The organism is Zhongshania sp., assembly GCF_029212375.1.
Lineage (GTDB): Bacteria > Pseudomonadota > Gammaproteobacteria > Pseudomonadales > Spongiibacteraceae > Spongiibacter.
The window spans coordinates 1-21837 of sequence record NZ_JARGNU010000015.1 but is presented as its reverse complement, the minus strand read 5'-3'; the positions used below and the strand labels follow the sequence as shown (position 1 = coordinate 21837).

Genomic DNA, 21837 nt, shown 5'->3' with positions numbered 1-21837 from the left:
GTGGTATGGCAATGGAACTAGCGACCTTAGAGATAGATGAAACGCGGTTAATTGCGACTATGACGGTGAATCGCCCCGCGGTTTTAAATGCCTTAGATGTAGCAACAGCAGAGGCTATGCAATCCGTTGCCGCCAAGTTAGCTGCACGACCAGATTTGCGTTGCATTATTGTGCGGGGCGCGGGCCGCGCTTTTATGGCGGGTGGTGATTTGGCTGGGTTTGCCAGCGACTTCGATACGGCGGATAGCACCGTTAAGCAACTTCTCGATGCCCTAGAACCGGTGGTGATGACTTTTCAACATCATCCCGCTCCAGTATTGGCCAGTGTACACGGCGCGGTGGCCGGCGCGGGTATCAGCCTAATGGCGGCGGCAGACTTAAGCATTGCCGCCACCGAAACGCGGTTTATGCTCGCCTACGACAAAATTGGCGCACCGCCAGATTGCGGCGGAAGCTATTTTTTACCGCGGCTATTGGGTGAGCGTCGCGCTGCAGCCTTAATGTACCTAGGTGAAACCTGGTCTGCCGAAGAGGCGTTGCAGTACGGGTTGGTGAATAAGCTGGTGTCTGCTAATGATTTGCAAATTGAAACAGACAAGTTGGCAGCCAAAATCGCGGCGGGGCCGACCCTAGCGTATAGCCAATATAAAAAGTTGGTTCGAGAGGGACGTACTAACAGTCTTCAGGAGCAACTCCATGCCGAGCGCGCCGCGTTTTGCGCGGCGACGAAAACAGCAGATTTCAAAATTGGTGTGAGCGCCTTTATCAAGCGCGAAATGGCTAAATTCACCGGCCGCTAGTATTAAGAAGCTATTTATCACGGGTGCTAGTGGCTTGTTATATAAAGATATTTCTGGCGTAGTAACACTACATAATTATATTGCTATCCCAGAATACACGCCGATTCATTATTCAATTTCAAGGTGAGCTAAGCGTTGCTCTACTACTCAGTATTCTAGGCTTGGGTAAAAACCAAACTTAGGGTTTGGGTATAGTGGCGTCGCTGAATAGACAATACAGCAAATAAAAATTCGGTATGGGAGTACTTGAGGTGATAAGAGCATTGAACGGGCCAAGTCGATTCGGCGCTATCGTTAAAACGTCGGCGCGAATATTGGTGGTAAGTAGTCCCTTGTTAGCATTTTCTGTAGAAGCACAAGATGCCCCAGTAGCGAAGAAAAGAACCAACCGACTATTAGAAGAGGTCGTAGTTACCGCCCAGAAACGAGAAGAGAATTCGCAAGATGTACCCATCACCATGGCGGCGATAGGTGGCGAAAAGTTAGAAGCCTTTGGTATTGAAGACACCGCAGATTTGCAAAAAATAACGCCGGGACTCACCTTCACAGAACAATATGGTTACACGCTTATCTATTTGCGAGGCGTAGGTAGTGAGGCATTCCTTCCCAACTCAGAACCCAGTGTTGCTACTTATATCGACAATATTAATATTGCGGGCTCACACGGCAAGCAAGACGCTATTGGTCCGGTTGAACGTATAGAGGTACTTAAGGGACCGCAGGGAACACTGTTTGGTCGTTCGGCGACCGGCGGTGCCATTAGTATTATCTCTAAGTCTTTGCCTACCGAAGGCTATCGCGCCGAGCTTACCTACAATAAAGGTAATTACGAAGCTGAACATATTCTATTTTACGGCGCAGCGGCGTTAACCGAAGATTTGGCGGCGTCCGTATCTTATTACGATGACAAGCGCGAACCGTACGGAAAGAATATGCTTTTTGGCACAGAAACCGAGGCCTTAGACGACTACTCCAAAAGCCTGCGCGTAAAGATCCGATATTTTTTGGGTGAGTCAATTACATTAACGGGCATTTACCAAGAGTCCGAGCAGGTTATTGCGGAGTCATTGCGTAATGAAAATATTAAGCCATTAGGCTTAGCAATAGGCTCTGTTCCCGATGAACCTGACCGCATTTCAAAAAATAATGTGACAGGATTTGTCTCTAGCGAAAGTGATCTGCTGGGCTTTATTGCCGAGTGGGCGGCTGGGCCGGTCGACTTGAAGTTTGTGTATTCAGATCAAAAATCTAATGTTCAAAATGATCTTGGCGCCCACACCGATTATGACGGCACCGAGTTTGAACGCACCAGTTTTCATACTTACGATGAGCCAACATTCCAAGAAACCTTTGAACTACAAATAAGCTCCAACGAAGAAACATGGCTTTCGGAAGACTTAACGTGGGTTGCGGGTTTATATCACTTGGAAGCGGGTGGTGGCTTTGATCGAATTTTCTTTGAAATATCGGGTGAAACCGGAATAGGCAGTATTCTGGATGCACTGCCAGATATCGTAACGGATATTCTCCATCCTATTACTGGTCTACCAATTACCTTGGAGTCAGGTGGTAACATCACCATCGAGTCTGACTCGATCTACGCCCAGGGAGATTACCGTCTCACAGAAAATGTAACCGCAACAGTGGGTGTGCGCTACCAAGAAGAAACCCGCGGTTTGGTAAGAAATTACCTAGACGTTGTAGACCCGCTGGTTAATAGACAAAACAATATTGAATATTTTAAAGGCGATGATCGTAGCCAGAATATCAATGTAGCGAATTTCTCTGTTCCAGATATCAGTGATGAATCAATTGCTCCTCGATTTGCATTGCAGTGGTTTGCCAGCGATTCTGTGCAGGTGTTTGCATCGGCTTCGCGCGCATTTAAAAGTCAGACCTATAATATTCTAAACTTCTTCTCGGCACCTGACGCGGTAGACAAATCTACAACAACGGCATTTGAACTCGGCTTTAAATCAGATCTATTTGATGACACGCTGCGATTCAATGGCGCCATCTTTCAGTCCACAACAGACCGTCCAATAGCGTCGATAGTGTCGCTAACATCGGGCGGTGTGGTGCGATTCTTTAATGCCGGCGAGTCGCAAACCGAAGGTGTAGAGTTAGAAGCACTGTGGCAACCCATGGCTAACTTGAACCCAGGCCTGGCAATTAATACCGGCGCTTCCTATATCGACGCGATTTACACAGATTATAAAGATGGCTCTGGCTTTGACGAAAACACCGGCTTAACTTACGGCCCTGGCGCGCTAACCCAGCTTCCTGGCCGTGATTTCACTGGCAATCGCGTAGCGCGCACGCCGCGCTTTAGCTCAAACGTTTCTATTAACCAGTTCCTGCAGTTTGGTGCCTTTGGTGATATAGAAATTGGTATTGATTACGCCTATAAGAGTGAATTTTATCTTACGTCGTCGGGCAATCCCAATGCACTGCAACCGCAGTATGAGCTTTGGGGTGGTCGCATATCTTGGATCTACGAGCCCTTGGGCCTAACCTTGACCGGATACGTGAGTAACGCGAAAGATGAACTCTATTTTGTTCAGTTGCTCGAGAACGACTACGGTATACAAGCAAACTATGGCGCCCCCAAACTGTATGGCGCAAAACTTAAACTTGAGTTCTAAACCACTGCAAACCTAGCTAATTGCTTTTGTGCCCAGAATCGGTAAAACGGTTTTGGGCTTTTTTTTGCCCGCAATAAAGAGGGGGGAGCGATTTGCCATTGCTAAGCAATATGGACAATACACTCGCGGCAAGCCACGTTTGTTAGCGCAATGGGCGCGCGTCGGGTTATTAGGCGGTGTACTTAGTGTAGGCTGGCAATACCCGTTTCGTTGCCGCGGTAAAATAGGGTCTGGCTTTCAGGCGCGGTGGCGATCAAAATAGCTGCGGGCTTTTCAGCACAGTCACTGGCGACCGAGGGTACGATGACAGCGTCGAAAAACGACAATAACAAAGGTATATTTTCGCCGCTCACGCAAACCCCATTTCGAAATATGTGGCTGAGCAATACGGTGTCAAATACCGGCGGCCTCATTCAGAGTGTTGCCGCCGCGTGGATAATGACCAGTATTTCAAGCGCCGATCATGTGGCACTGGTGCAAACCGCCACTTTTTTACCCATGGCCTTATTTGCACTTCCCGCTGGCGCGATTGCCGATATCTATGATCGGCGCAAAGTGCAGCTGCTGTTCTTTTTTCTGTCGCTGGTCGCCGCGGTTGTAATGACACTGGTGTCGATACTGGGGCTTATTACCCCGTGGGTTTTGCTGGGCTTGTGTTTTTTGGTGGGTACCGGCAATGCACTGTCTGCACCCGCGCGGGGTGCATCCATTGCCGAGCAAGTGCCAAAAGGGATGCTTGCCCAAGCCGTAGCGCTTAACAATATTAGTTTTAACCTAGCGCGCAGCGTCGGGCCGGCCATTGGTGGCTTGATCGTGGTTGCCTTTGGCGTAACTGCGGCGTTTGCGATTAACGCAATTTCGTTTTTACCCATGTTGGAGTCACTGCGGCGCTGGCGGCGAGAGCCAGAAACATCACGGCTGCCGCCAGAGCGACTATTGCGCTCTATTAACTCTGGGGTGCGTTATGTCTTAAATATGCAGCCGGTGCGCCGCGCAATGGGTAGGGCATTTATTATTTGCTTGCTGGGCGCTGCGCTGCCGTCACTCATGCCGCTTATTGCACGCGAGCTGTTGGTGGGTAATGCGGGAACCTTTGGCTTGTTGCTGGGTGCTTTTGGTATTGGCGCGGTGTGCGGTATCTTTGTGCTGCACCCCCTGCGAATAAAAATAGGCAATGAAAATACCTTGCGCCTATGTTGTTTGGTTATTGCTGCGAGCCTAGTTGGCTTGGCGTTTAGCAGGAGTTTGCTCCTCGATCTAATGCTACTCATGTTCGCGGGTATGGGGTGGATGATGATTACCACCAGCATCAGTGTATTAGTGCAGTTGCTGGTACCTCGTTGGGTAACGGGGCGTGCCATTGCCACCTGCAGTGCTTCGTTTACCCTTGGTGTGGCGGTAGGGTCGTGGCTGTGGGGGCTGGTTGCCAGAGATTACGGCCTTGTTTTGGCGCTAGAGCTTGCAGCGGCAGGCCTTACGCTGTCGCTGGTGTTGGGGTATTTCTTGCCGGTCGCCGACCGCAGCGAAACTACCGAACTCGACGAGCAGCTTGCCGACGATCCCGATGTTAAATTGGGCATTAGCGGCCGCAGCGGCCCAATTAGTATTGAACTGCAATATCTTATTCCCGAAGACAAGGCTCGTGATTTTTACAATCTCATGCGCCAGCAGCAGCAAGTTCGCTCCCGCAATGGCGCCTACGGCTGGTCGATATCTCGCGATATTGCCGATCCAGAACGCTGGCTAGAGCGCTTTAGCTGCCCAACCTGGCACGACTACCTACGCTTGCGCGAGCGGCGCACGGTTGAAGACAGCAAACTCCATCGTGAAGCGGCCAGAATGCATATTGGCATTGAGCCTATTAAAGTGCGGCGCTGGCTAGACCGGCCGGCGGGCTCGGTGCGCTGGAGCGATGAAGCCCCAGATCGCGGCGACGAGGCACTGCATATAGAAAGCTAGCTGCTATTACGAGCAATTGGGCGGGGCTTATTTTTAGATTCCGATTTTGGCCCTAGTGTAAAAAATTGCTATCTGGTATCGCGATGCCCAAGGCGCGTAACTGCGCTGCGACTCTCGGCTCACGAGTTTTTTGCCAGCGCTGGTACAGGGTCAATACATCGCCGTGATCGAAGGCGGTTTGTTTCTCACAGGCTTGTGCGATCAATTCGAGTATTAGGGTAAAACTTGTTGCTAGCTCAGCAAATATGTGACGGTTTTTCAATTCTGTTTCAGAAAGATAACTGTACGCGCCGCCGCCCATCCCCACAAAATAATCTTTCTTAATGCCTCGGCGCTGGTAGTTTTCCGGAAACAAGGCGCCCACAAACAGCGCCATATCGCCAAGTTGCCGAAGAATTAAGCCGCGTTCGCGAAGGTTACTGGTTTCATGGGCATCTTTATAAAGTAAGGCGAGGGGGCGTAAACCCATGCGGCCGTACTCGTAGCTAAATAACTGATCGCTGTCACCAAAGCGCGCCAACATATCACCTATATACCAGAGCGTGTCGTCTTGAGGTGGCGCAGATTGCTGTTGCCCAAGCTCTTGTAACCTTAGGTGGAAATAGTCGGCCAGCTTGCTATTAAGGGATAGGCTAGGGTCATTTGCCATGCTTTACTCCAACATCTGCGATGCTTTTCTATAGCTATATAATCAAAAAATCCAATTATAAAAAACACCTGAATTTATAAAAAAAAGATATAAAAAAACCGACTTGAAAAATCGCTAAGGGATCCCATTTTGGAATTCAGAAGGGAGTGGTGAGTGAATAAGCGCTTCCTTCATTCCCGCTAGGGAAATGAGATATACGCGTGTCATTTTTTTGTTGGAGGATTAATTCATGAGTATCAAGCCTCTTTATGATCGGGTACTCGTAAAACGGCTTGCCGCAGAAACCAAAAGCAAAGGCGGTATTGTCATTCCAGATAAGTCAGCAGAAAAACCCACCCAGGGCGAAGTGGTAGCGGTAGGGGCTGGCGCCATATTAGAGAATGGTCAGCAGCGGCCGTTGGCGGTCAAGGTGGGCGACCGGATACTGTTTGGCCAGTACGCCGGAAGCGAGGTAAAAATTGACGGCGAGACCTATCTGATCATCAAAGAAAATGAAATTTTTGCCCTTGTTGAACAAGCAGAAATACAGGAGAAAGCAGCATGAGTGCGAAAGTCGTTAAATTCTCAGACGATGCCCGTGAGCGCATGTTGAATGGCGTGAATATTCTCGCTGATGCAGTCAAAGTCACCCTCGGCCCCAAAGGCCGCAACGTTGTACTCGACAAGAGTTTTGGCGCACCGCGCATCACCAAAGACGGCGTTTCGGTCGCCAAAGAAATTGAACTGCAAGACAAGTTCGAAAACATGGGCGCGCAAATGGTGAAGGAAGTCGCGTCGAAAACCGCCGATGTTGCCGGTGACGGTACAACGACGGCCACTGTACTTGCGCAAGCGATCCTGCGGGAAGGCCACAAAGCCATTGCCGCTGGTATGAATCCTATGGATTTAAAACGCGGCATTGACGCCGCCGTGGCCGACGCCACTAGCGAACTTAGTAAAATGTCTAAGCCCTGCGACGACAACAAGGCCATCGGTCAGGTTGCCACGGTATCGGCGAACTGGAATACCGACATTGGCGAAATTCTCGCCCAGGCCATGGACAAGGTCGGTCGCGACGGGGTGGTCACTGTTGAGGAAGGCAAATCACTCCAAAACGAACTGGAAGTGGTTGAGGGCATGCAGTTTGACCGTGGCTACCTCTCGCCTTATTTCATCACCAACCAAGAGAAAATGCAGGTCGAACTCGACAACCCCTATCTGTTGTTGGTAGACAAAAAAATCAGCAATATTCGCGAGCTGCTGCCAACCCTCGAAGCCGTGGCAAAGGCAGGGCGCCCACTATTGTTGATTGCCGAGGACATTGAGGGTGAAGCCCTTGCGACACTGGTGGTGAACAACTTGCGCGGTATTCTCAAAGTGGCGGCCGTTAAGGCGCCAGGCTTTGGCGACCGGCGCAAGGCAATGCTGCAAGATATCGCCATTTTAACGGGCGCAACCGTGATTGCAGAGGAAGTTGGGCTAGACCTTGAACACGTCAGCCTAGAGCAGCTGGGCAGCGCCAAGCGGGTGGTGATTGATAAAGACAATACCACCGTGGTCGACGGCTACGGCAAGCGCGGCGGTATCGACGCGCGGGTAGCGCAGATTCGCGCCGAAATTGACAATACCAATTCAGACTACGACCGTGAAAAACTCCAAGAGCGCGTCGCGAAATTGGCTGGCGGTGTTGCGGTAATCAAGGTTGGCGCGGCGACGGAAGTCGAAATGAAGGAGAAGAAGGATCTCGTCGATGACGCTTTTCACGCCACTCGCGCGGCGGTGGAAGAGGGCATTGTGCCCGGTGGCGGCGTTAGCCTGGTAAGAGTGGCTGATACCCTGCGCAAGGCGGGTGTGAAGGCCGCCAACGCAGATCAGCAGGTGGGGGTTAAAATCGCCTTACGGGCGATGGAAGAACCCTTCCGGCAGATCGTCAACAATGCCGGCGTAGAAGCCAGTGTCGTACTGGATAAAATTCGCGGCAATGAGAGCACGTCTTTTGGTTACAACGCTCAAAACGGCGATTACGGCGATATGTTGGCGTTTGGCATTATTGACCCCACCAAGGTCACCCGCACGGCATTGCAAAACGCGGCGTCGATTGCGGGCTTAATGCTCACTACCGACGCGATGATTGCAGACCAGCCCGCCGATAAAAAGGACGGCGCTGCGCATCCGCAAATGCCTGATTTCGGCTAAGCCGCTGCACAGGGGGTGAATACCCCCTGTGCTTTTCGTCTTTTGAAAATATATTGGCCGTCAAGTATTCCCACTGTCTTACTGTTAAACTGGCTCGCCTCAATAATGGCTAGTTTGGCAGGCAATGAAATCGCTGTTTCGCAATCCCTTCATCCTTTTAATCGTGGTTGCCCTGCTTTGGGGTGGCAATGCCGTTGCCGGCAAATTAGCGGTCGGCCATGTGTCGCCGATGTTGCTCACGTCGTTGCGCTGGTTGTTTGCCTGTGTATTTATTGTCCCTTTTGCATGGCGGGATGCGCTGCGCGAGTGGCCGCTCATTCGCCAGCATTGGCTCACCTTATTTTTATATGGGGCCTTGGGATTCACCACCTTTAATGCGCTGTTTTACTGGGCCTTAAATTACACCAGCGCCATTAACGTGACCATTGAGCAGTCGGGTATGCCGCTGATTGTGTTTTTGGGCAATTTCCTCTTGTTTGGTTTGCGGCCGGTAAAACTGCAAATGCTGGGTTTTAGTTTGACCTTGCTGGGTGTATTGATCACCGTGGCCCACGGCGACTTAGGCAGTTTATTAAGCTTAGACTTAAATCGCGGCGATGCCTTGATGCTGCTGGCAACCTTGCTTTATGGCGGCTATACCGTTGCCCTGCGCTTTCGGCCACCACTGCATTGGCGCAGCATGATTATGGTGTTAGCATTTTTTGCGTTTATCTCGTCGCTGCCCTTTAGCGCTTATGAATATGGTGCGGGTTACTCGCTGATGCCGGATGCGCGGGGTTTTGGCGTGGTGTTATATATTGCGATATTTCCCTCGCTCATCGCCCAATCCTTATATATGCGCGGCGTGGATTTAATCGGCGGTAATCGCGCCAATTTATTCATTAATTTGGTACCGGTGTTTGGTTCGGTAATGGCCGTTGTCATACTGGCCGAAGAGTTTAAAACTTATCATTTTCTTGCTTTATGTATGGTGGTGGGTGGTATTTTACTTGCTGAGCAGGGCGTTAAAAAATCCGCTGCGGGGCAATAGGGCATTCGTAAACTGAGCGCGTTAATTCAGCCCGTCAATTAAGCCAGAGAGGCGATATATCAAAGAGCTTACTAAAGATCTTGCTGCGCATATTAGCGCGCACTCCGCGGCAAACCTACGCGAACAGCCTATTGCCACCGACGTGGGTGAGCCGGCAGTGAGCTGCTCTACCTGCCGAGCCTCATGCTGCCGCTTAGAAGTAATGCTAATTACCGAGACCGGTGTGCCCGAGCGTTTTATTAAACGCGATGAATGGGGGGGAGAAGTGATGGCCCGTTTAGATGATGGCTGGTGCGCGGCGCTAGACCGCCACACCATGCTTTGTACCATCTATGAAAACCGGCCCTTTATTTGTCGGGAATTTGCGACCGGTTCCTATGAGTGTTTAAACGAGCGCGAACCTATTGGCTAAGTATTTTCTCGCCACTTATAAAATAACCAAGTGATTGGGCAGCTCGTTTTTTTCGCTGGTGGCAGGTAGCTGGCGCTGTAACTCAACGCCGCAGGCTTCAACGCATTCCACAAAGCCCTTGCCAACATTGCCCGCCCGAACTTGCTCGGTAAATTGCTTCACAATGGCTTGCCAGTAGGCGTCGGGTATTTTCGATGAAATACCGCGATCAACCAAAATTTCCACGTAGCGCTCCGCCTGCGAGACGAAGATCAACATCCCAGTTTCACCGGAAGTGTGGTGGAGGTTTTGCTCCAAAAATTGCCGACGCGCCAAATTGCTTGCCCGCCAGTGGCGAACGCGACGCGGCACCAAGCGGTATTGCAGCGCCGGAATTTGAAACAGCATGGCAAGGCTAATAAACAAAGCCCACTGGCTCAAAATAAGCTGGTGAGGATTGAGCCACTCGGGGTAGTAGTTAATCGCGCCTGGTAATAATAGGGCCAGCAAGCTCGCCCACAGCAGCGGAATATAATGGTAGTCATCGGCCTGCTTGGCCAAAACCGTCACCAGCTCGGCGTCGGTTTGGCTTTCTATATTATGGATGGCGTCGCTGAGTAACTGCTGCTCACGCTCATTTAATAAAGTGCTATTGAATAGAGACATAGTGTATTCCGTAATAGGCAAAGGGGCTGGGTGTTAGGTGTTGGGCTTTTATCAGGCAGCTACCAGCCGCCAGATGCACCACCGCCACCAAAACCGCCGCCGCCACCGCCGAAGCCGCCACCTCCAAAACCACCGCCGCCGCCAAAGCCGCCACCGCGACCACCTAATGCTGCGCCGAGCAAGGCGCCACCCAGAAAACCACGACCACCTCGGCCACCGCTCATCATCAAAAATATAATAATCAGCAGCAATAGCCCACCGAGTTTTGGTGGCGACTTTTTATTGGCTTGCTGGGTTTTAGGAATCGCGGCGGGCTTGCCGTCGATAATCAGCACCATGGCCTCAACGGCAGCTTTCACACCGCCGTCAAAATCGCCAGATTTAAAGGCCGGGGTCAGAATTTGCTGAATAATTTCGGCGCTGCGGGCATCGGTCAGTAAGCCCTCAAGGCCATAGCCCACTTCAATGCGCATCTTGCGTTCTTTCATCGCAATAATCAGCAGGGCGCCATTATTGGTATCTTTTTGACCAATGCCCCAATGCCGACCCAACTGAAAACCGTAGTCGCTAATCTCGTAGCCCTGTAAGTCGGGCAGGGTAACCACCACAATCTGATTGCCGGTGCGCTGCTCCTGCGCCGCCAGCTGTCGATTCAGATCTTGCTCAGTGGCGGCAGACAGCAGTTTGGCATTGTCTACCACCCTGCCGCTAAGCTTGGGAAATTCCGGCTCGGCGGCGAGGGCAGACAGGCTGAATAGCAGGCTACATACGATTAATAAAGGCGTTCGGAATAAGCGCATTAAAAGTTAACCTGGGGCGCTTCTTCCGCCTTGGGAGCAGTGGCTTTAAAGGTCTCGCGCTCTTTTAGCTCGCTGTACATCATGCTGTGCCAGATCTTGCCGGGAAAGGTACGAATCTCGGTGTTGTAACGGCCTACCGCCAGAATAAAGTCGCGGCGGGCAACGCTAATGCGATTCTCGGTACCTTCAAGCTGAGATTGCAGCGCCAAAAAGTTCTGGTTGGATTTTAAATCTGGGTAGCGCTCCTGAACCATCATCAAGCGGCTTAGCGCGCCGCTGAGTTTGGCTTGGGCCGCCTCAAACTGCTGAAGTTTCTCGGGGTTGTCTAAAATGCTGGCATCAACCTGCATCGAGGTTGCCTTGGACCTAGCCTCAACCACGGCGGTGAGGGTTTCTTGCTCCTGCGCGGCAAAGCCTTTCACGGTAGAGACCAAATTGGGAATAAGATCGGCGCGGCGCTGATACTGGTTTTCAACCTGCGCCCAAGCGGCTTTGGCCTCTTCGTCTAAGCGGGGAATATTGTTAATACCACAGCCGCTGAGTAGTAGGCTGGCAAAGAGCAATATAAGCAGTGCGTGACTGCGGCGGGCAAAGGACGATGTAGCTGCTTGCATGATTCAGGCCTCAAGGAACGAACAAGCCCTCATGGTAACACTGTCGACGCACACCTGCAGAGAGGACCATTTGCCCAACTCTGCAGGGAGTGTATTAGGCCGCGCGGCGCAGACGCTTTCGGCCATTGGCTGGCGCTTTGGGAAAGTTCGGCCCCGTTGGTTCCTGCTTGCGCAGTAAATAGTCGACGATGGCTTCCCGAATCTTTTGCTCGCCACCCTCTATGCCCTGATTGCCAAACAGGCGATTAAACTCAAACACATAAGGGTGGTCGCCAACCATGGCAATATCAAAACCGGCGTGGTCAATGTCGAGCGTTTGCGCCAAATGTAGGGCGAGGTTCACCGCCTGAGCCGGCACGGGGCTCTGATCGATCACCCCACCCTTGGCCACATTATTGTAAAAACCTTGGTCAGACTGCAATTTCCAGTAAGCGCTCACTACCTTGTCGCCAATAATAACCACGCGGATGTCGCGGTTTATGGGCAAGTATTCCTGCACATACAAAACATCGGTTTTATCCTGATAGGCTTTCCACTCGGCGCGAGTTTCGATTAACCACACGCCACTGCCCTGAGACGCCTTGGGGAGCTTGGCAACAAAGGGGCGCAGCATAAGCTCCCACAACTCATCGGCGTTACTGGGCGTATTCGCCCTAATCTCGGTGTGCGGAGTATTGGCCGGTGCCACCATCTCAAAGGCACGGCTCATCTCAATTTTATTGTGGCCCAGCAAATAGCTGGCTTGGCTGGGGAACACCCGCGCTTTAAGGCCGTAAATCAAGGCATTGAGCTGCCAGTACTCGGGGTATAACACCCAATCGGCGGCACTGATCTCGTCGCGGTGCTTAAAAATTTGCTCAGGTTTTAACTGCTTAGTGTCGTTAAAGCCAAGGGTGCGGAAAATATCGAATGAAATCCAAGCCATGATTGACTACAGAAAATTGAGGTGCGCCTTTATACGGTCTAAATGGAAATTCGACAATATGTGCAGAGTGGCATTTATTGGCTTTGGCGCAGGCGGTGGCTAAAAACCCACAGTGCGAGTCACCCCAATGCTGGCCAGTAATGTAAGTGCCGTAAATCTGCGCGTCACCTACCGCCTTCTGAACCCCACCTACCGCCTTCTGAACCCCACCTACCGTCATTATGAACTCCCCGTATCGTCATTCTGCGCTCCGCTTATCGCTTTTCTGAATGTCGCAAATCGTCGTCCTGAACTCCCCGTCCCGTCATTCTGAACTTGATTCAGAATCCAGTACCACCAAAGTCATATACAGCGCCCCCACCAGATGCCGGATCAAGCCCGGCATGACGGCTTTGCCTACATTGGGGTTACCTCACTCGCACAGTAATCCTCTACGCCCCATCGCTCTTGGCGTCCCGTTATTTTGAGTGTATGTGCCGTATTCTGAGCGCCGCGCATCGCCATTCTGGACGCCACAAATCGTCTTCTGAACCCACCTACTGTCATTCTGCGCTCCCCGTCTCGTCATTCTGCGCTCCGCCTATCGTCATTCTGAACTTGATTCAGAATCCATATACCACCGAAGTAATTCATATCCCCCCAACCGGACACTGGATCAAGCCCGCTATTAGCGACTTGCCAGATTGCCGATCCCTCGCAGGCACTCGCTGTACCCACGCATTAACTCATTGAAATTTATAAAAAACGGCATATGATCAGGGCAATGGAATGTTTGGCAGAGATATAGGGAAGTAGTCATCGTTTGTCCTGCACTCGCTTATAGCGATGCAGTCACCTTCTTGAATTCCCTCATGTTTTTTTATCCCTGCAAAAGCGCTAGCTTTGAGAAGGGGGCCAAAGTGATATGGGCTGAGTCGTTATAATAACTGTTAGGCTAGGGCGCTAGTTACCGTACTTAGAATTGGAATTGAGAATTTAGGAAAATTGAGAATTATATGTTTATAGATAAAGTCATTAGCTATAAAAATGCTTGGGGCGAAGTAAGTAAGAATTACTCCATTGAGTTGTCTGATATTCAGTCTGCACTTGATGATTTTATTGCTGGCAACGTAGAAATAGAATCCGATTCGGGAAGAAGCCATCCGCGTGAGGCCTGGGAAAAGGCCTTGTACGATAGGGGTTGGGAGCTCATTGATAGAACTCATTATTCTACAGACGGGAAACGGATAAATATAGGAAGATTGGGGCCAATAAGAAATGGGCTCAGTGCAACTTTTCCTTTTGGTAGCTTTGACCATATAAGTCGATGGCTTTTTCAACAAAGTACTATTGCAGTAAAACATGGACTGATAAAAATACCAATTATGTTGGTTCCTGTTCGTGATTTTGCGAAGGAGCTCGATACTCATTGGATGAGGCGAGAGACTTTTGAAATCAATTTAAGTCAGCTAGAAATGCTGGCTCCTCTCAGTCATCAATATCCGTTTTTAATTATCGGTTATTCTAATCAATTGGGCATAAACTCCCCTGAAGTTTTCGAATTAGAGTCTGATTCCTACGTTGAAAAAGACAACTCCATAATAGATAGATGTATCGAATTTCCACCAGAATACCATCAAGCAGGTTTAGATATCCTCAACTACTTCGGGACTTACCTCAGAGAGCAGTACCCAGATGAAAATGCTTCGGTAAAAATTGAACAGCAGGGACTTAAGGTTCGTTTAGTAATTCAAACAAAAGATGGAAAATCAGAAATAATTGAAAAAGCACTGCATGAATATGAATTAATCGTCACTGGTGCTGAGCCACCAGAAAAATTTGCAAAAAGTGACAAACTGATACTTGAACTGAGGAATGAACTTAGGATAGCTAAATTTAGACTTGAGTCGCAACAGGATTTGATAGGGATGCAAAATGGTCGAATAGATAAACTACTAAATATTGTCGGTGATGGTCTGTCTCAGAAGCATCAAGTGGTGATAGATTTTAAGCCTGCAATCACCCTCTCAAACAGCGTAACAATTAACCAAGATATTGCCGCAGCTTTGAGCCATGTCAACGAGCTAATGGAAGAACTACCTAGCTCAAACGATGCTTATTTTGCTCTAAAGGAACTTGAAGGTTCCTTGGCTGCTATTGAAACTGATAATGACCCCGAATCTGTAAGGCGGTCGCCGGCTATGAGTAAGTTTAAGAGGCTAATCGACAAAGTAGTTGCAAATGGTAGCGAACTCAATTCCGCAATAAAAAAAGCAGAATCAGGTTGGGAGATCTTTAGTGAATTAGCTGCTAAGTACAATAAGGTGGCTGAGTGGTGCGGTTTACCGACAGTACCTTCCGCTCTAATAAAATAAAGCCTAGCAAGTGGCTCAACAAGGATTGGCAATAATTAGAATTAAAGGGGTCAGAGCCCTTCTTCCTTACTTAAAGGGGGCACTTGAAAGGGGTCAGAGCCCTTTTTGATCGGCTGGGATGACTGCGCATTGACGCTTTGCTAGTCTGATTTTGTCGAAGTTGTTTCAGGGAAGAAACGATGCCTAGAAAGCCACGCTATTATTTACCGAGTGTACCTGTTCATATAGTTCAGCGAGGTCATTCTCGAGAACCTATATTTTGGCGGAGTAAAGGGGCTCTGACCCCTTTTACTATTAAAACTTAAGGGGATTCATCATCGACAAGTTGCTTATAAGATCCTCAGAGTTTGAAGACTATGTATTGCATATTCTCAAGCAGCCTCTTTATGAAAATTCTGACAGGATCAGAGTGAGTAAGGTCATGTGCAGTGTATCTTTAGAGCATGCAGAGAGCTTTAAGATTTTATTAGCCTCAAGGAATTTCACTTCAGCGATAGGTTTACTTCGCCTTCAATTTGAGTGTTTGGTACGTGGTATGTGGGTTCTTTATGCTGCTTCTGAAACAGCATTGGCTAAGCTAACGGCTGAATTAAACGAAGAGAACCAAAAACTAGCCAACAAGCTCCCCATGTTGAGTGAAATGATTAGGCAGCTTGAAAAGAAAGCTCCCCAAAATGCTATTGATCCCATCCTAGAGTTTAAGCAATATTCTTGGAAGCCATTAAGTTCCTATGTGCATGGCGGTCTGCACGCGATTGACCGCCATAGCAAAGGCTACCCCATTCAAATACTAGAACAGGCTCTTAAAGCATCAAATGGTGTAAATGGATTAACAGCTGTGTTTGCATCAATACTAACCGGCCAACCTCGGTTAACCAAAGATGTTTACGAATCATTTGATAAATTTGCAGACTGCTTCCACGCTAAGGACGAGATCGATCTATAACAAGGCTAGTCACTGCGACAACTTTTTTCGTTGCGGCTTCACCTCCACTACAAGGCCGCGCATACTAGCAGCGCTCTGGATACCAACCATTAGATACTGAGCATTAAAATGACCGAAAAACTAAGCCCATCTGCTTTAAACGCATTAAAAATCGCGTTTACCTATATGCCAAAAGCCATTGAAGTTACTAAATATGAGTATGGTGATGGCTACCAAAAGGTATTAGATCACGTTGAAACAGTGAGAGAAATTTTACTGATTAATGACGTTGACCCTGATGAGGTTTATGGCGAAATAAACCCTGAGAATACGCCTAACTCTACTTATTAATTTGCGAGTAGCCGTCTATTCATTAAGCAATCGAGCGGAAGAACGAGCGAGTCAATTATTCTGCACCGCTATGAGAATTCACCTTACGCGAAAAAAATTCGGCTGATGTTGGGGTTTAAAAATACGCGCTGGCATTCGCTGCTTTCGTCGGTTTATCTGCCTCGGCCGAATGTCGATCCGTTAACGGGTGGCTACCGCCGAATTTAAGCGTTTACCGTTTCCGTCCCGCGCCTACTTTAATTGCTTAATAAACGCATCAGATTCTTTAATGGCTTTTTCCATCGCGCCAATCAACTGCTGCACATCGCGGTCGATTCCCGCCAGCTCGCCTTTAAGGGCGCCAATCGCCGAGGCATTTAAGTTGTGTTTGAGATACAGCAGATTGTCTCGCAGGGCATTAAGTACGGGGTCTATGCTTTTTTCGGCGCGGCGCATCGACTTAATAAGTGCCGCGTACTGGCGTTTGGTGGCTTGCAGCTTATTGGCACTGTCGCTGCGCAGGCGGGCATTGGTGTAAAGCCCTAGTTCGTCCTGCCATTCGTCAAACAAGGCCTCGGCTACCGACTCTACCTTGTTAATTCGCTCGGTTACTTCTTTGGCGGCGGCTTCGCTGTCTTCAAACTCGCTGTTTAGGCGGTTGTAATGACTCTCTAAATTGCCGCCGTCAAAGCTCACCACCGACCTGAATTCACTCAGTGCGTCTTTAAATTGTTCTTGGGCGTCTTCTTGGGCTTCTTTGGCTTCGCCAACGCGGTCGACCAAAATATCACGTTTGTGAACACCCACTTTCTCCATGGCGTTGTAATAGGTGGATTCACAGCCGCCAATTGAGATCATGGCGGTGGTGGCGAGTAGCAGCATTAAAAGGCGCATGAGGTGTCCTGTGGCATTATTGGTATAGGGCTTAATGGTAGCCTGCATGCTGGGGGGCGGCAAATTTAGCGAGATCAAACAGCCCCCTAAGTACCCGATGCCGCAGTATTTGAGCCCGCCGCCGCAGTGATTTTTTCGTCGTCAAATACCCCTAAACGCCGCGCGCGCTTGGCCCATAACTCCCTAGCGAGGATCTGCATATTTTCGGTGGTGTCGGTTTCATCAACAATTTGCATGCCGAGCATGGTTTCAATCAGATCCTCTACGGTGACTAAACCCATCACACTGCCGTATTCGTTAATCACCAGCGCCATTTGCACTCGGGTCTCAATTAAGTTTTGCAGCAGATCCGGTGTTGGCAGGGTCTCGGGTACCACCAGCAATTCTCGGCGCAAGCGGCTCAGTGGCGCGTTTGGGCTTTGGCTCATTGCCTGCATTAGTTCGTCTTTGCGAATATAGCCGGTGATATTGTCGGCATCGCCCGCATAGATTGGGATTCGTGAAAACAGAATGGCGCTATTGCTGTTAACTACGGTATTTACGCAGGCGTCTTCTGCTAGGCTAAAAATAACTAGGCGCGGGGTCATTACGTCGCGGGCTTGCAGGGAGCGGAAGCGAATTAAGCTGGTTACCGCATTGGCCTCTTCTTGATCCAAAATGCCCTCGCTAACGGCAACTTCGGCGAGCGCAACAAATTCTTCGCGGCTAATCGAGTGGGCAGCTTCGCCACGTGCCATCAGCTGAGTTATACCTTTGGCCATCACCACCAGTGGGAACATAGACCACACCACTGTGCGCAGTATTACTGCACACAGTGGTGCTAATTTACGCCAGAATAGGGCGCCTAGGGTTTTAGGAATGATCTCAGAGATAACCAAAATGAGCAGGGTTAAAACGGCAGAGATAATGCCGAAATAAACCTCGCCAAATAAGGCGGTTGCTTGGGCGCCAGCCCCTGCGGCGCCTACGGTGTGGGCAATGGTATTTAAGCTCAGTATCGCCGCAAGAGGCCGGTCGATATCGGTCTTATAGCCGCGCCACAGACGACCATTGCGGTGGCCACGGCGCTCTTCTGCGGCAATGTACGAGGGCGTTACACTTAACAGCACCGCCTCTAATACAGAGCACAAAAAAGACACGACCAAAGCAATGCCAATATAGATCAGTAATAAAATCATGTTAAACCGGCGCAAATATAAAACCCGATTGCCGCATTGGCGAGGGGTAAAGTCAAGTACTGCCTAGACACAGTCTAGTTGATTTAGCGCAACACCCACTTTAAAAAAATCAGCTAAGATAAAATGGCGTAGCCTAGTTTGGGGTATTTAAAGGGTCAGAATTATGTCAGAAAGCTATACCGTTGTTGCCACCCTACTGGGCGGCTTGGGTTTGTTCCTTGTTGCGATGGAGCTTATGACCGATGGCCTTACCCTTGCCGCGGGTCATTCGCTGCGCCGATTGTTAAGCAACTGGACTAACACGCTTATGCGTGGCGTGTTTTCTGGCGTGCTAATGACCGCGATTGTGCAATCTTCCAGCGCGGTTACGGTTGCGTCATTGGGTTTTGTGAACGCCGAGCTAATTAAAATGCGCCAGGCCTTGGGCATTATTTATGGCGCCAATATTGGTACCACCATGACCGCGTGGCTGGTTGCGATAGTCGGTTTTAAACTCGATGTTCATGCGTTTGCGCTACCTGCTATTGGTATTGGCGCATTTATTATGCTGGCCAAAAGCAAAGGTCGGCGTTTAGGTGTTGGTCGCGCACTGGTTGGTTTTGGTCTGTTTTTTCTCGGCATTTCAACACTCCAACAGGCATTTGAAGGCATTGTAGCGAATTTCGACTTAGCCACCATAACGCTAGCGGGTAATGCCGAAGTTGCCGGCTATTTGCTTATTGGTATCGTGATGACCATTCTTACCCAATCCTCTAGTGCGGCGATTGCCATCACAATATCTGCGGCATCCGCCAATATGATTGGTATTTACGCGGCGGCGGCAATGGTAATTGGCGCCAATGTTGGTACTACGTCTACCGCGGTATTGGCGTCGATTGGCGCTACCCCTAATGCTAAACGGCTGGCGACGGCTCAAGTAATATTTAATATTGCTACGGCCATTGTTGCGGTGTTGTTATTACCGGTATTGTTTTACGCCGTTGAAACGGCGCGCGATATGATGAAGCTCGCGCCTAATATTGGCGTTTCATTGGCGCTATTTCACACCGTATTTAACTGCCTTGGTGTGCTGTTGGTACTGCCGTTTAACAACGTATTTGTACGATTTTTAGAAAAGCGTTTTGTGACGGTTGGCGAATCATTAGCCAAGCCAAGATACCTTGACAAAACCACCGCAGCGGCGCCAATGCTGGCAGTAAATGCGCTAATTCTGGAATTGCAGCGGGCGGCAACTCATATTGGCGACGCGGCTAAGCAAACCCTTGATACTGAAATATCTAATCACGATCTTGAGCAAAAAATTAATGCCGTTCATCAACTGTCAAACGTCATTTCAAATTTTATTGTTAATTTAGAGCGCGCCTCATTAAGCGAAGAGGTTACCCACCAATTGTCCGATTTAATGCGTGTAGACCAATATTTTATGAGCTGTGCAGTGGTGCTGGGTACTACGCTAGAAACCCGAACTAAGCTTGGCCGCTTACCGAACTTTACCCTTGAACAAGAGGTTGAGACGTATCGCGATAAATCCCGAGATTTTCTCAACTCTGCGATCAGTGCCGACTCAGAACTCTATTTTGAAAAACTCGAAAACAATTACCACACACTTAAAAGTGAGCGCGATGTATTAAAACAAAACCTGTTGAGTACTGGTACCCGAGGCTTAATTAGTTTGGAGCAAATGAGCAATGCCATCGACTTTATTACCGAGATTAAACAGCTCAACGAGCAATGGTATAAAGCCGTCAAAATATTATCGCGTATAGAAATTGATGCCCGCAATCGAGATTCTGGAAATTCTGATTCCGAAACGGCCGAGCAAGAAAAAAATGCCGAGACAGAAGAAAACAGCCAAGACGAAGCCGTTGAGCAAATGCCGGTATAAAATAAGCGGGGACAGCTCGTGCGCCTTGCTTATTATTGGCGTTTTGACATGTTTTTATCAGAACCCCAGTATCGTTGCATTTCAACGTATAAAAATGAGGCTGTCCATGTGATGAGCACCAAGCCAGTGAGCGACTCAATGCCGGTTAAATACCGCAAACTACCATTTGGTTGAATATCACCAAACCCCAAGGTGGTGAACACCGTGAATGAAAAATAGCCGCAATCCATTAACGAGCCGTTAAAATTGCCTTCTAAGCTTCCCCATCCAGCCGTGTGATTCATAAAATAATAGGTAACCGCAAAAATCCAAATTTCAAGCGCGTGTGCGATTAATGCGCCAAAAACGCCAAATACTATTCTATAGCGATGTTTTATTTTCATTTTAGGAATATAAAGCGTAATGCGATAAAGGAACTCGTAATGCACAACGACCGACGTTGCGACAACAATCGTATTTATTAAAAAAACATAGATCATATTAAATTACCCAGCATTGGCTGTTAGTAGCCCAAATCGTATTTACCTATAAACCATAAGGTAGTTGTATAGCTGCGCTAATATTATGGCTCACTTTGTGTCTGCTGTTTGCTCGCAATAAAAAGTGCTATGCCACCCAATACCGCCATTGCGGCAAAGCCAAAGCGCAGCGTTATCACCTCGTCTAAAAATACCATTCCACCGCAGGCGGCCAGTATTGGCACACTTAATTGTAGTGTGGCGGCGCGCGTTGCTGGCAGGGTGGGCAACACGGCATACCACAAAGCATAACCCAGTCCAGACGCCAATGCGCCAGATGCGGCCGCGTAGGCAACGCCAAGTCCAGTAACCGGCGCAGCGTTTTCGGTAAGTAAAAACAAGATAACGGCAAAAGGGACCGCACGCATGAAATTACCGGCGGTCGCAATTGTTGGCTCCTGAGCACGCCGACCCAACAGTGAATACACTCCCCAGCAAATGCCAGCGCCAAACATAATAAGCGCGCCTAGCAACGATGGTGCTTTAATACCTGGTAGCATCAGCCAAACGAGTCCACCGCTGGCGGCAATACCGCCAATAATTTGGAGGCCACTAAGGCGTTCACCGCGCCATAAGCCAAAGCCAATCATGGTTACTTGAACTGCACCAAATAATATCAGGGCGCCGGTTCCTGCGCTTAGGCTCACATAGGCAAAAGAGAAGCCCGCCGCGTAGCCAAACAAGGCCGCGGCTGCCAACCAACTGCCGCCAAGCGAGTAGCGGCGAAGCTTGATGAGCAATAGCACGCCGAGTACCAGCGCGCCTGAACCGACTCGCACCAAGGTGAAACTAGACGCGTCGATATGCCCCTTAGCCAGCGCCTCGCGGCACAGCAGTGAATTAGCCGCAAATACCAGCATGGCCATTGCGGTAAGGAACGCTAAACGCAGGCGCGACATGGTGTACTCCATTGAGTGGGGGTGGGCGTCTCAGCTCGCGCCAGACCAACAGTTTACTGAATTCACCGCGAGAGATGCCTAAATTCTTACGTCAATTTACAGTGCGGCGGCAATGAATGGGTTTAGTGGTATTGGATTCTGAATTAAGTTCAGAATGACTAATTCGTATACGTCATACCGGACTTGATCCGGTATCTCAT

General features: G+C 49.3%; 20 protein-coding genes. 11 read left to right on the top strand and 9 right to left on the bottom strand.

Translation table 11 applies throughout. The features are described from left to right. Positions 1-5: 5 nt before the first annotated feature. From P1U47_RS14315 to P1U47_RS14305, 3 genes are all read left to right on the top strand, one after another. The gene (locus P1U47_RS14315) at positions 6-800 is read left to right on the top strand and encodes an enoyl-CoA hydratase-related protein (RefSeq protein WP_301029857.1); all 795 of its coding nucleotides are present in this window, start codon (positions 6-8) and stop codon (positions 798-800) included. Positions 801-1051: 251 nt separating this feature from the next. Beyond that, the gene (locus P1U47_RS14310; protein WP_301029856.1) at positions 1052-3445 is read left to right on the top strand and encodes a TonB-dependent receptor; all 2394 of its coding nucleotides are present in this window, start codon (positions 1052-1054) and stop codon (positions 3443-3445) included. Positions 3446-3748: 303 nt separating this feature from the next. Beyond that, complete coding sequence (locus tag P1U47_RS14305; protein ID WP_301029855.1) at positions 3749-5404, top strand: MFS transporter; 1656 nt, start codon at positions 3749-3751, stop codon at positions 5402-5404. A gap of 52 nt (positions 5405-5456) precedes the next feature. Here P1U47_RS14305 and P1U47_RS14300 read toward each other — a convergent pair whose 3' ends face one another. Then, positions 5457-6053 carry a hypothetical protein gene (locus P1U47_RS14300; RefSeq protein ID WP_301029853.1) on the bottom strand — a complete coding sequence of 199 codons (597 nt, stop codon included), beginning with the start codon at positions 6051-6053 and terminating at the stop codon, positions 5457-5459. A 229-nt stretch (positions 6054-6282) separates the two neighbouring features. On the opposite strand from P1U47_RS14300, the gene P1U47_RS14295 reads away from it, so the two are divergent. The 4 genes from P1U47_RS14295 to P1U47_RS14280 all read left to right on the top strand — a co-directional run bounded on the left by P1U47_RS14295 (position 6283) and on the right by P1U47_RS14280 (position 9670). Beyond that, entirely contained in the window at positions 6283-6597 is a 315-nt protein-coding gene (locus P1U47_RS14295) for a co-chaperone GroES (protein ID WP_301029851.1), read from the top strand. Further along, positions 6594-8228, top strand: a complete 1635-nt coding sequence (gene groL, locus P1U47_RS14290) for a chaperonin GroEL (protein WP_301029848.1) — start codon at positions 6594-6596, stop codon at positions 8226-8228. Before P1U47_RS14295 ends, groL begins: the two co-directional genes overlap by 4 nt. Positions 8229-8352: 124 nt before the next feature. Then, on the top strand, positions 8353-9258 hold the full coding sequence (locus tag P1U47_RS14285) for a DMT family transporter (protein WP_301029846.1): 906 nt from the start codon (positions 8353-8355) through the stop codon (positions 9256-9258). 157 nt (positions 9259-9415) lie between these two features. Further along, complete coding sequence (locus tag P1U47_RS14280) at positions 9416-9670, top strand: YkgJ family cysteine cluster protein (RefSeq protein WP_301029844.1); 255 nt, start codon at positions 9416-9418, stop codon at positions 9668-9670. 15 nt (positions 9671-9685) lie between these two features. Here the strand turns inward: P1U47_RS14280 and P1U47_RS14275 are convergent, their stop codons facing one another. The 4 genes from P1U47_RS14275 to P1U47_RS14260 form a co-directional block, all read right to left on the bottom strand. After that, positions 9686-10315, bottom strand: coding sequence for a TPM domain-containing protein (locus P1U47_RS14275; RefSeq protein ID WP_301029842.1), 630 nt, complete (start codon positions 10313-10315; stop codon positions 9686-9688). Positions 10316-10374: 59 nt separating this feature from the next. After that, the gene (locus tag P1U47_RS14270) at positions 10375-11115 is read right to left on the bottom strand and encodes a YgcG family protein (RefSeq protein ID WP_301029841.1); all 741 of its coding nucleotides are present in this window, start codon (positions 11113-11115) and stop codon (positions 10375-10377) included. Next, positions 11115-11729, bottom strand: coding sequence for a LemA family protein (locus P1U47_RS14265; RefSeq protein WP_301029839.1), 615 nt, complete (start codon positions 11727-11729; stop codon positions 11115-11117). The genes P1U47_RS14270 and P1U47_RS14265 overlap by 1 nt, the downstream gene beginning before the upstream one ends. Before the next feature lie 94 nt (positions 11730-11823). Beyond that, positions 11824-12654, bottom strand: coding sequence for a hypothetical protein (locus P1U47_RS14260; RefSeq protein WP_301029837.1), 831 nt, complete (start codon positions 12652-12654; stop codon positions 11824-11826). Between the two features lie 995 nt (positions 12655-13649). Here P1U47_RS14260 and P1U47_RS14255 point away from each other — a divergent pair. From P1U47_RS14255 to P1U47_RS14245, 3 genes are all read left to right on the top strand, one after another. Then, positions 13650-15008, top strand: a complete 1359-nt coding sequence (locus P1U47_RS14255) for a hypothetical protein (protein WP_301029836.1) — start codon at positions 13650-13652, stop codon at positions 15006-15008. A gap of 409 nt (positions 15009-15417) precedes the next feature. Further along, positions 15418-15954: a hypothetical protein gene (locus P1U47_RS14250; RefSeq protein ID WP_301029834.1), complete on the top strand. Its 537-nt coding sequence runs from the start codon at positions 15418-15420 to the stop codon at positions 15952-15954. A gap of 108 nt (positions 15955-16062) precedes the next feature. Beyond that, positions 16063-16284, top strand: coding sequence for a penicillin-binding protein (locus tag P1U47_RS14245; protein ID WP_301029832.1), 222 nt, complete (start codon positions 16063-16065; stop codon positions 16282-16284). A gap of 231 nt (positions 16285-16515) precedes the next feature. On the opposite strand, the gene P1U47_RS14240 is transcribed toward P1U47_RS14245, so the two are convergent. Continuing rightward, entirely contained in the window at positions 16516-17157 is a 642-nt protein-coding gene (locus P1U47_RS14240; protein WP_301029830.1) for a DUF2959 domain-containing protein, read from the bottom strand. A gap of 86 nt (positions 17158-17243) precedes the next feature. Beyond that, complete coding sequence (locus P1U47_RS14235; protein ID WP_301029828.1) at positions 17244-18335, bottom strand: CNNM domain-containing protein; 1092 nt, start codon at positions 18333-18335, stop codon at positions 17244-17246. A 163-nt stretch (positions 18336-18498) separates the two neighbouring features. Between P1U47_RS14235 and P1U47_RS14230 the strand changes: the two genes are divergently transcribed. Beyond that, positions 18499-20220 (top strand): Na/Pi symporter, encoded by a 1722-nt coding sequence (locus P1U47_RS14230; protein ID WP_301029827.1) that lies wholly within the window; start codon positions 18499-18501, stop codon positions 20218-20220. 32 nt (positions 20221-20252) lie between these two features. Here P1U47_RS14230 and P1U47_RS14225 read toward each other — a convergent pair whose 3' ends face one another. Both P1U47_RS14225 and P1U47_RS14220 read right to left on the bottom strand, forming a co-directional pair. Then, positions 20253-20699, bottom strand: coding sequence for a potassium channel family protein (locus P1U47_RS14225; RefSeq protein ID WP_301029826.1), 447 nt, complete (start codon positions 20697-20699; stop codon positions 20253-20255). An 83-nt stretch (positions 20700-20782) separates the two neighbouring features. Next, positions 20783-21637, bottom strand: a complete 855-nt coding sequence (locus tag P1U47_RS14220) for a DMT family transporter (RefSeq protein WP_301029825.1) — start codon at positions 21635-21637, stop codon at positions 20783-20785. Positions 21638-21837 lie beyond the last annotated feature (200 nt).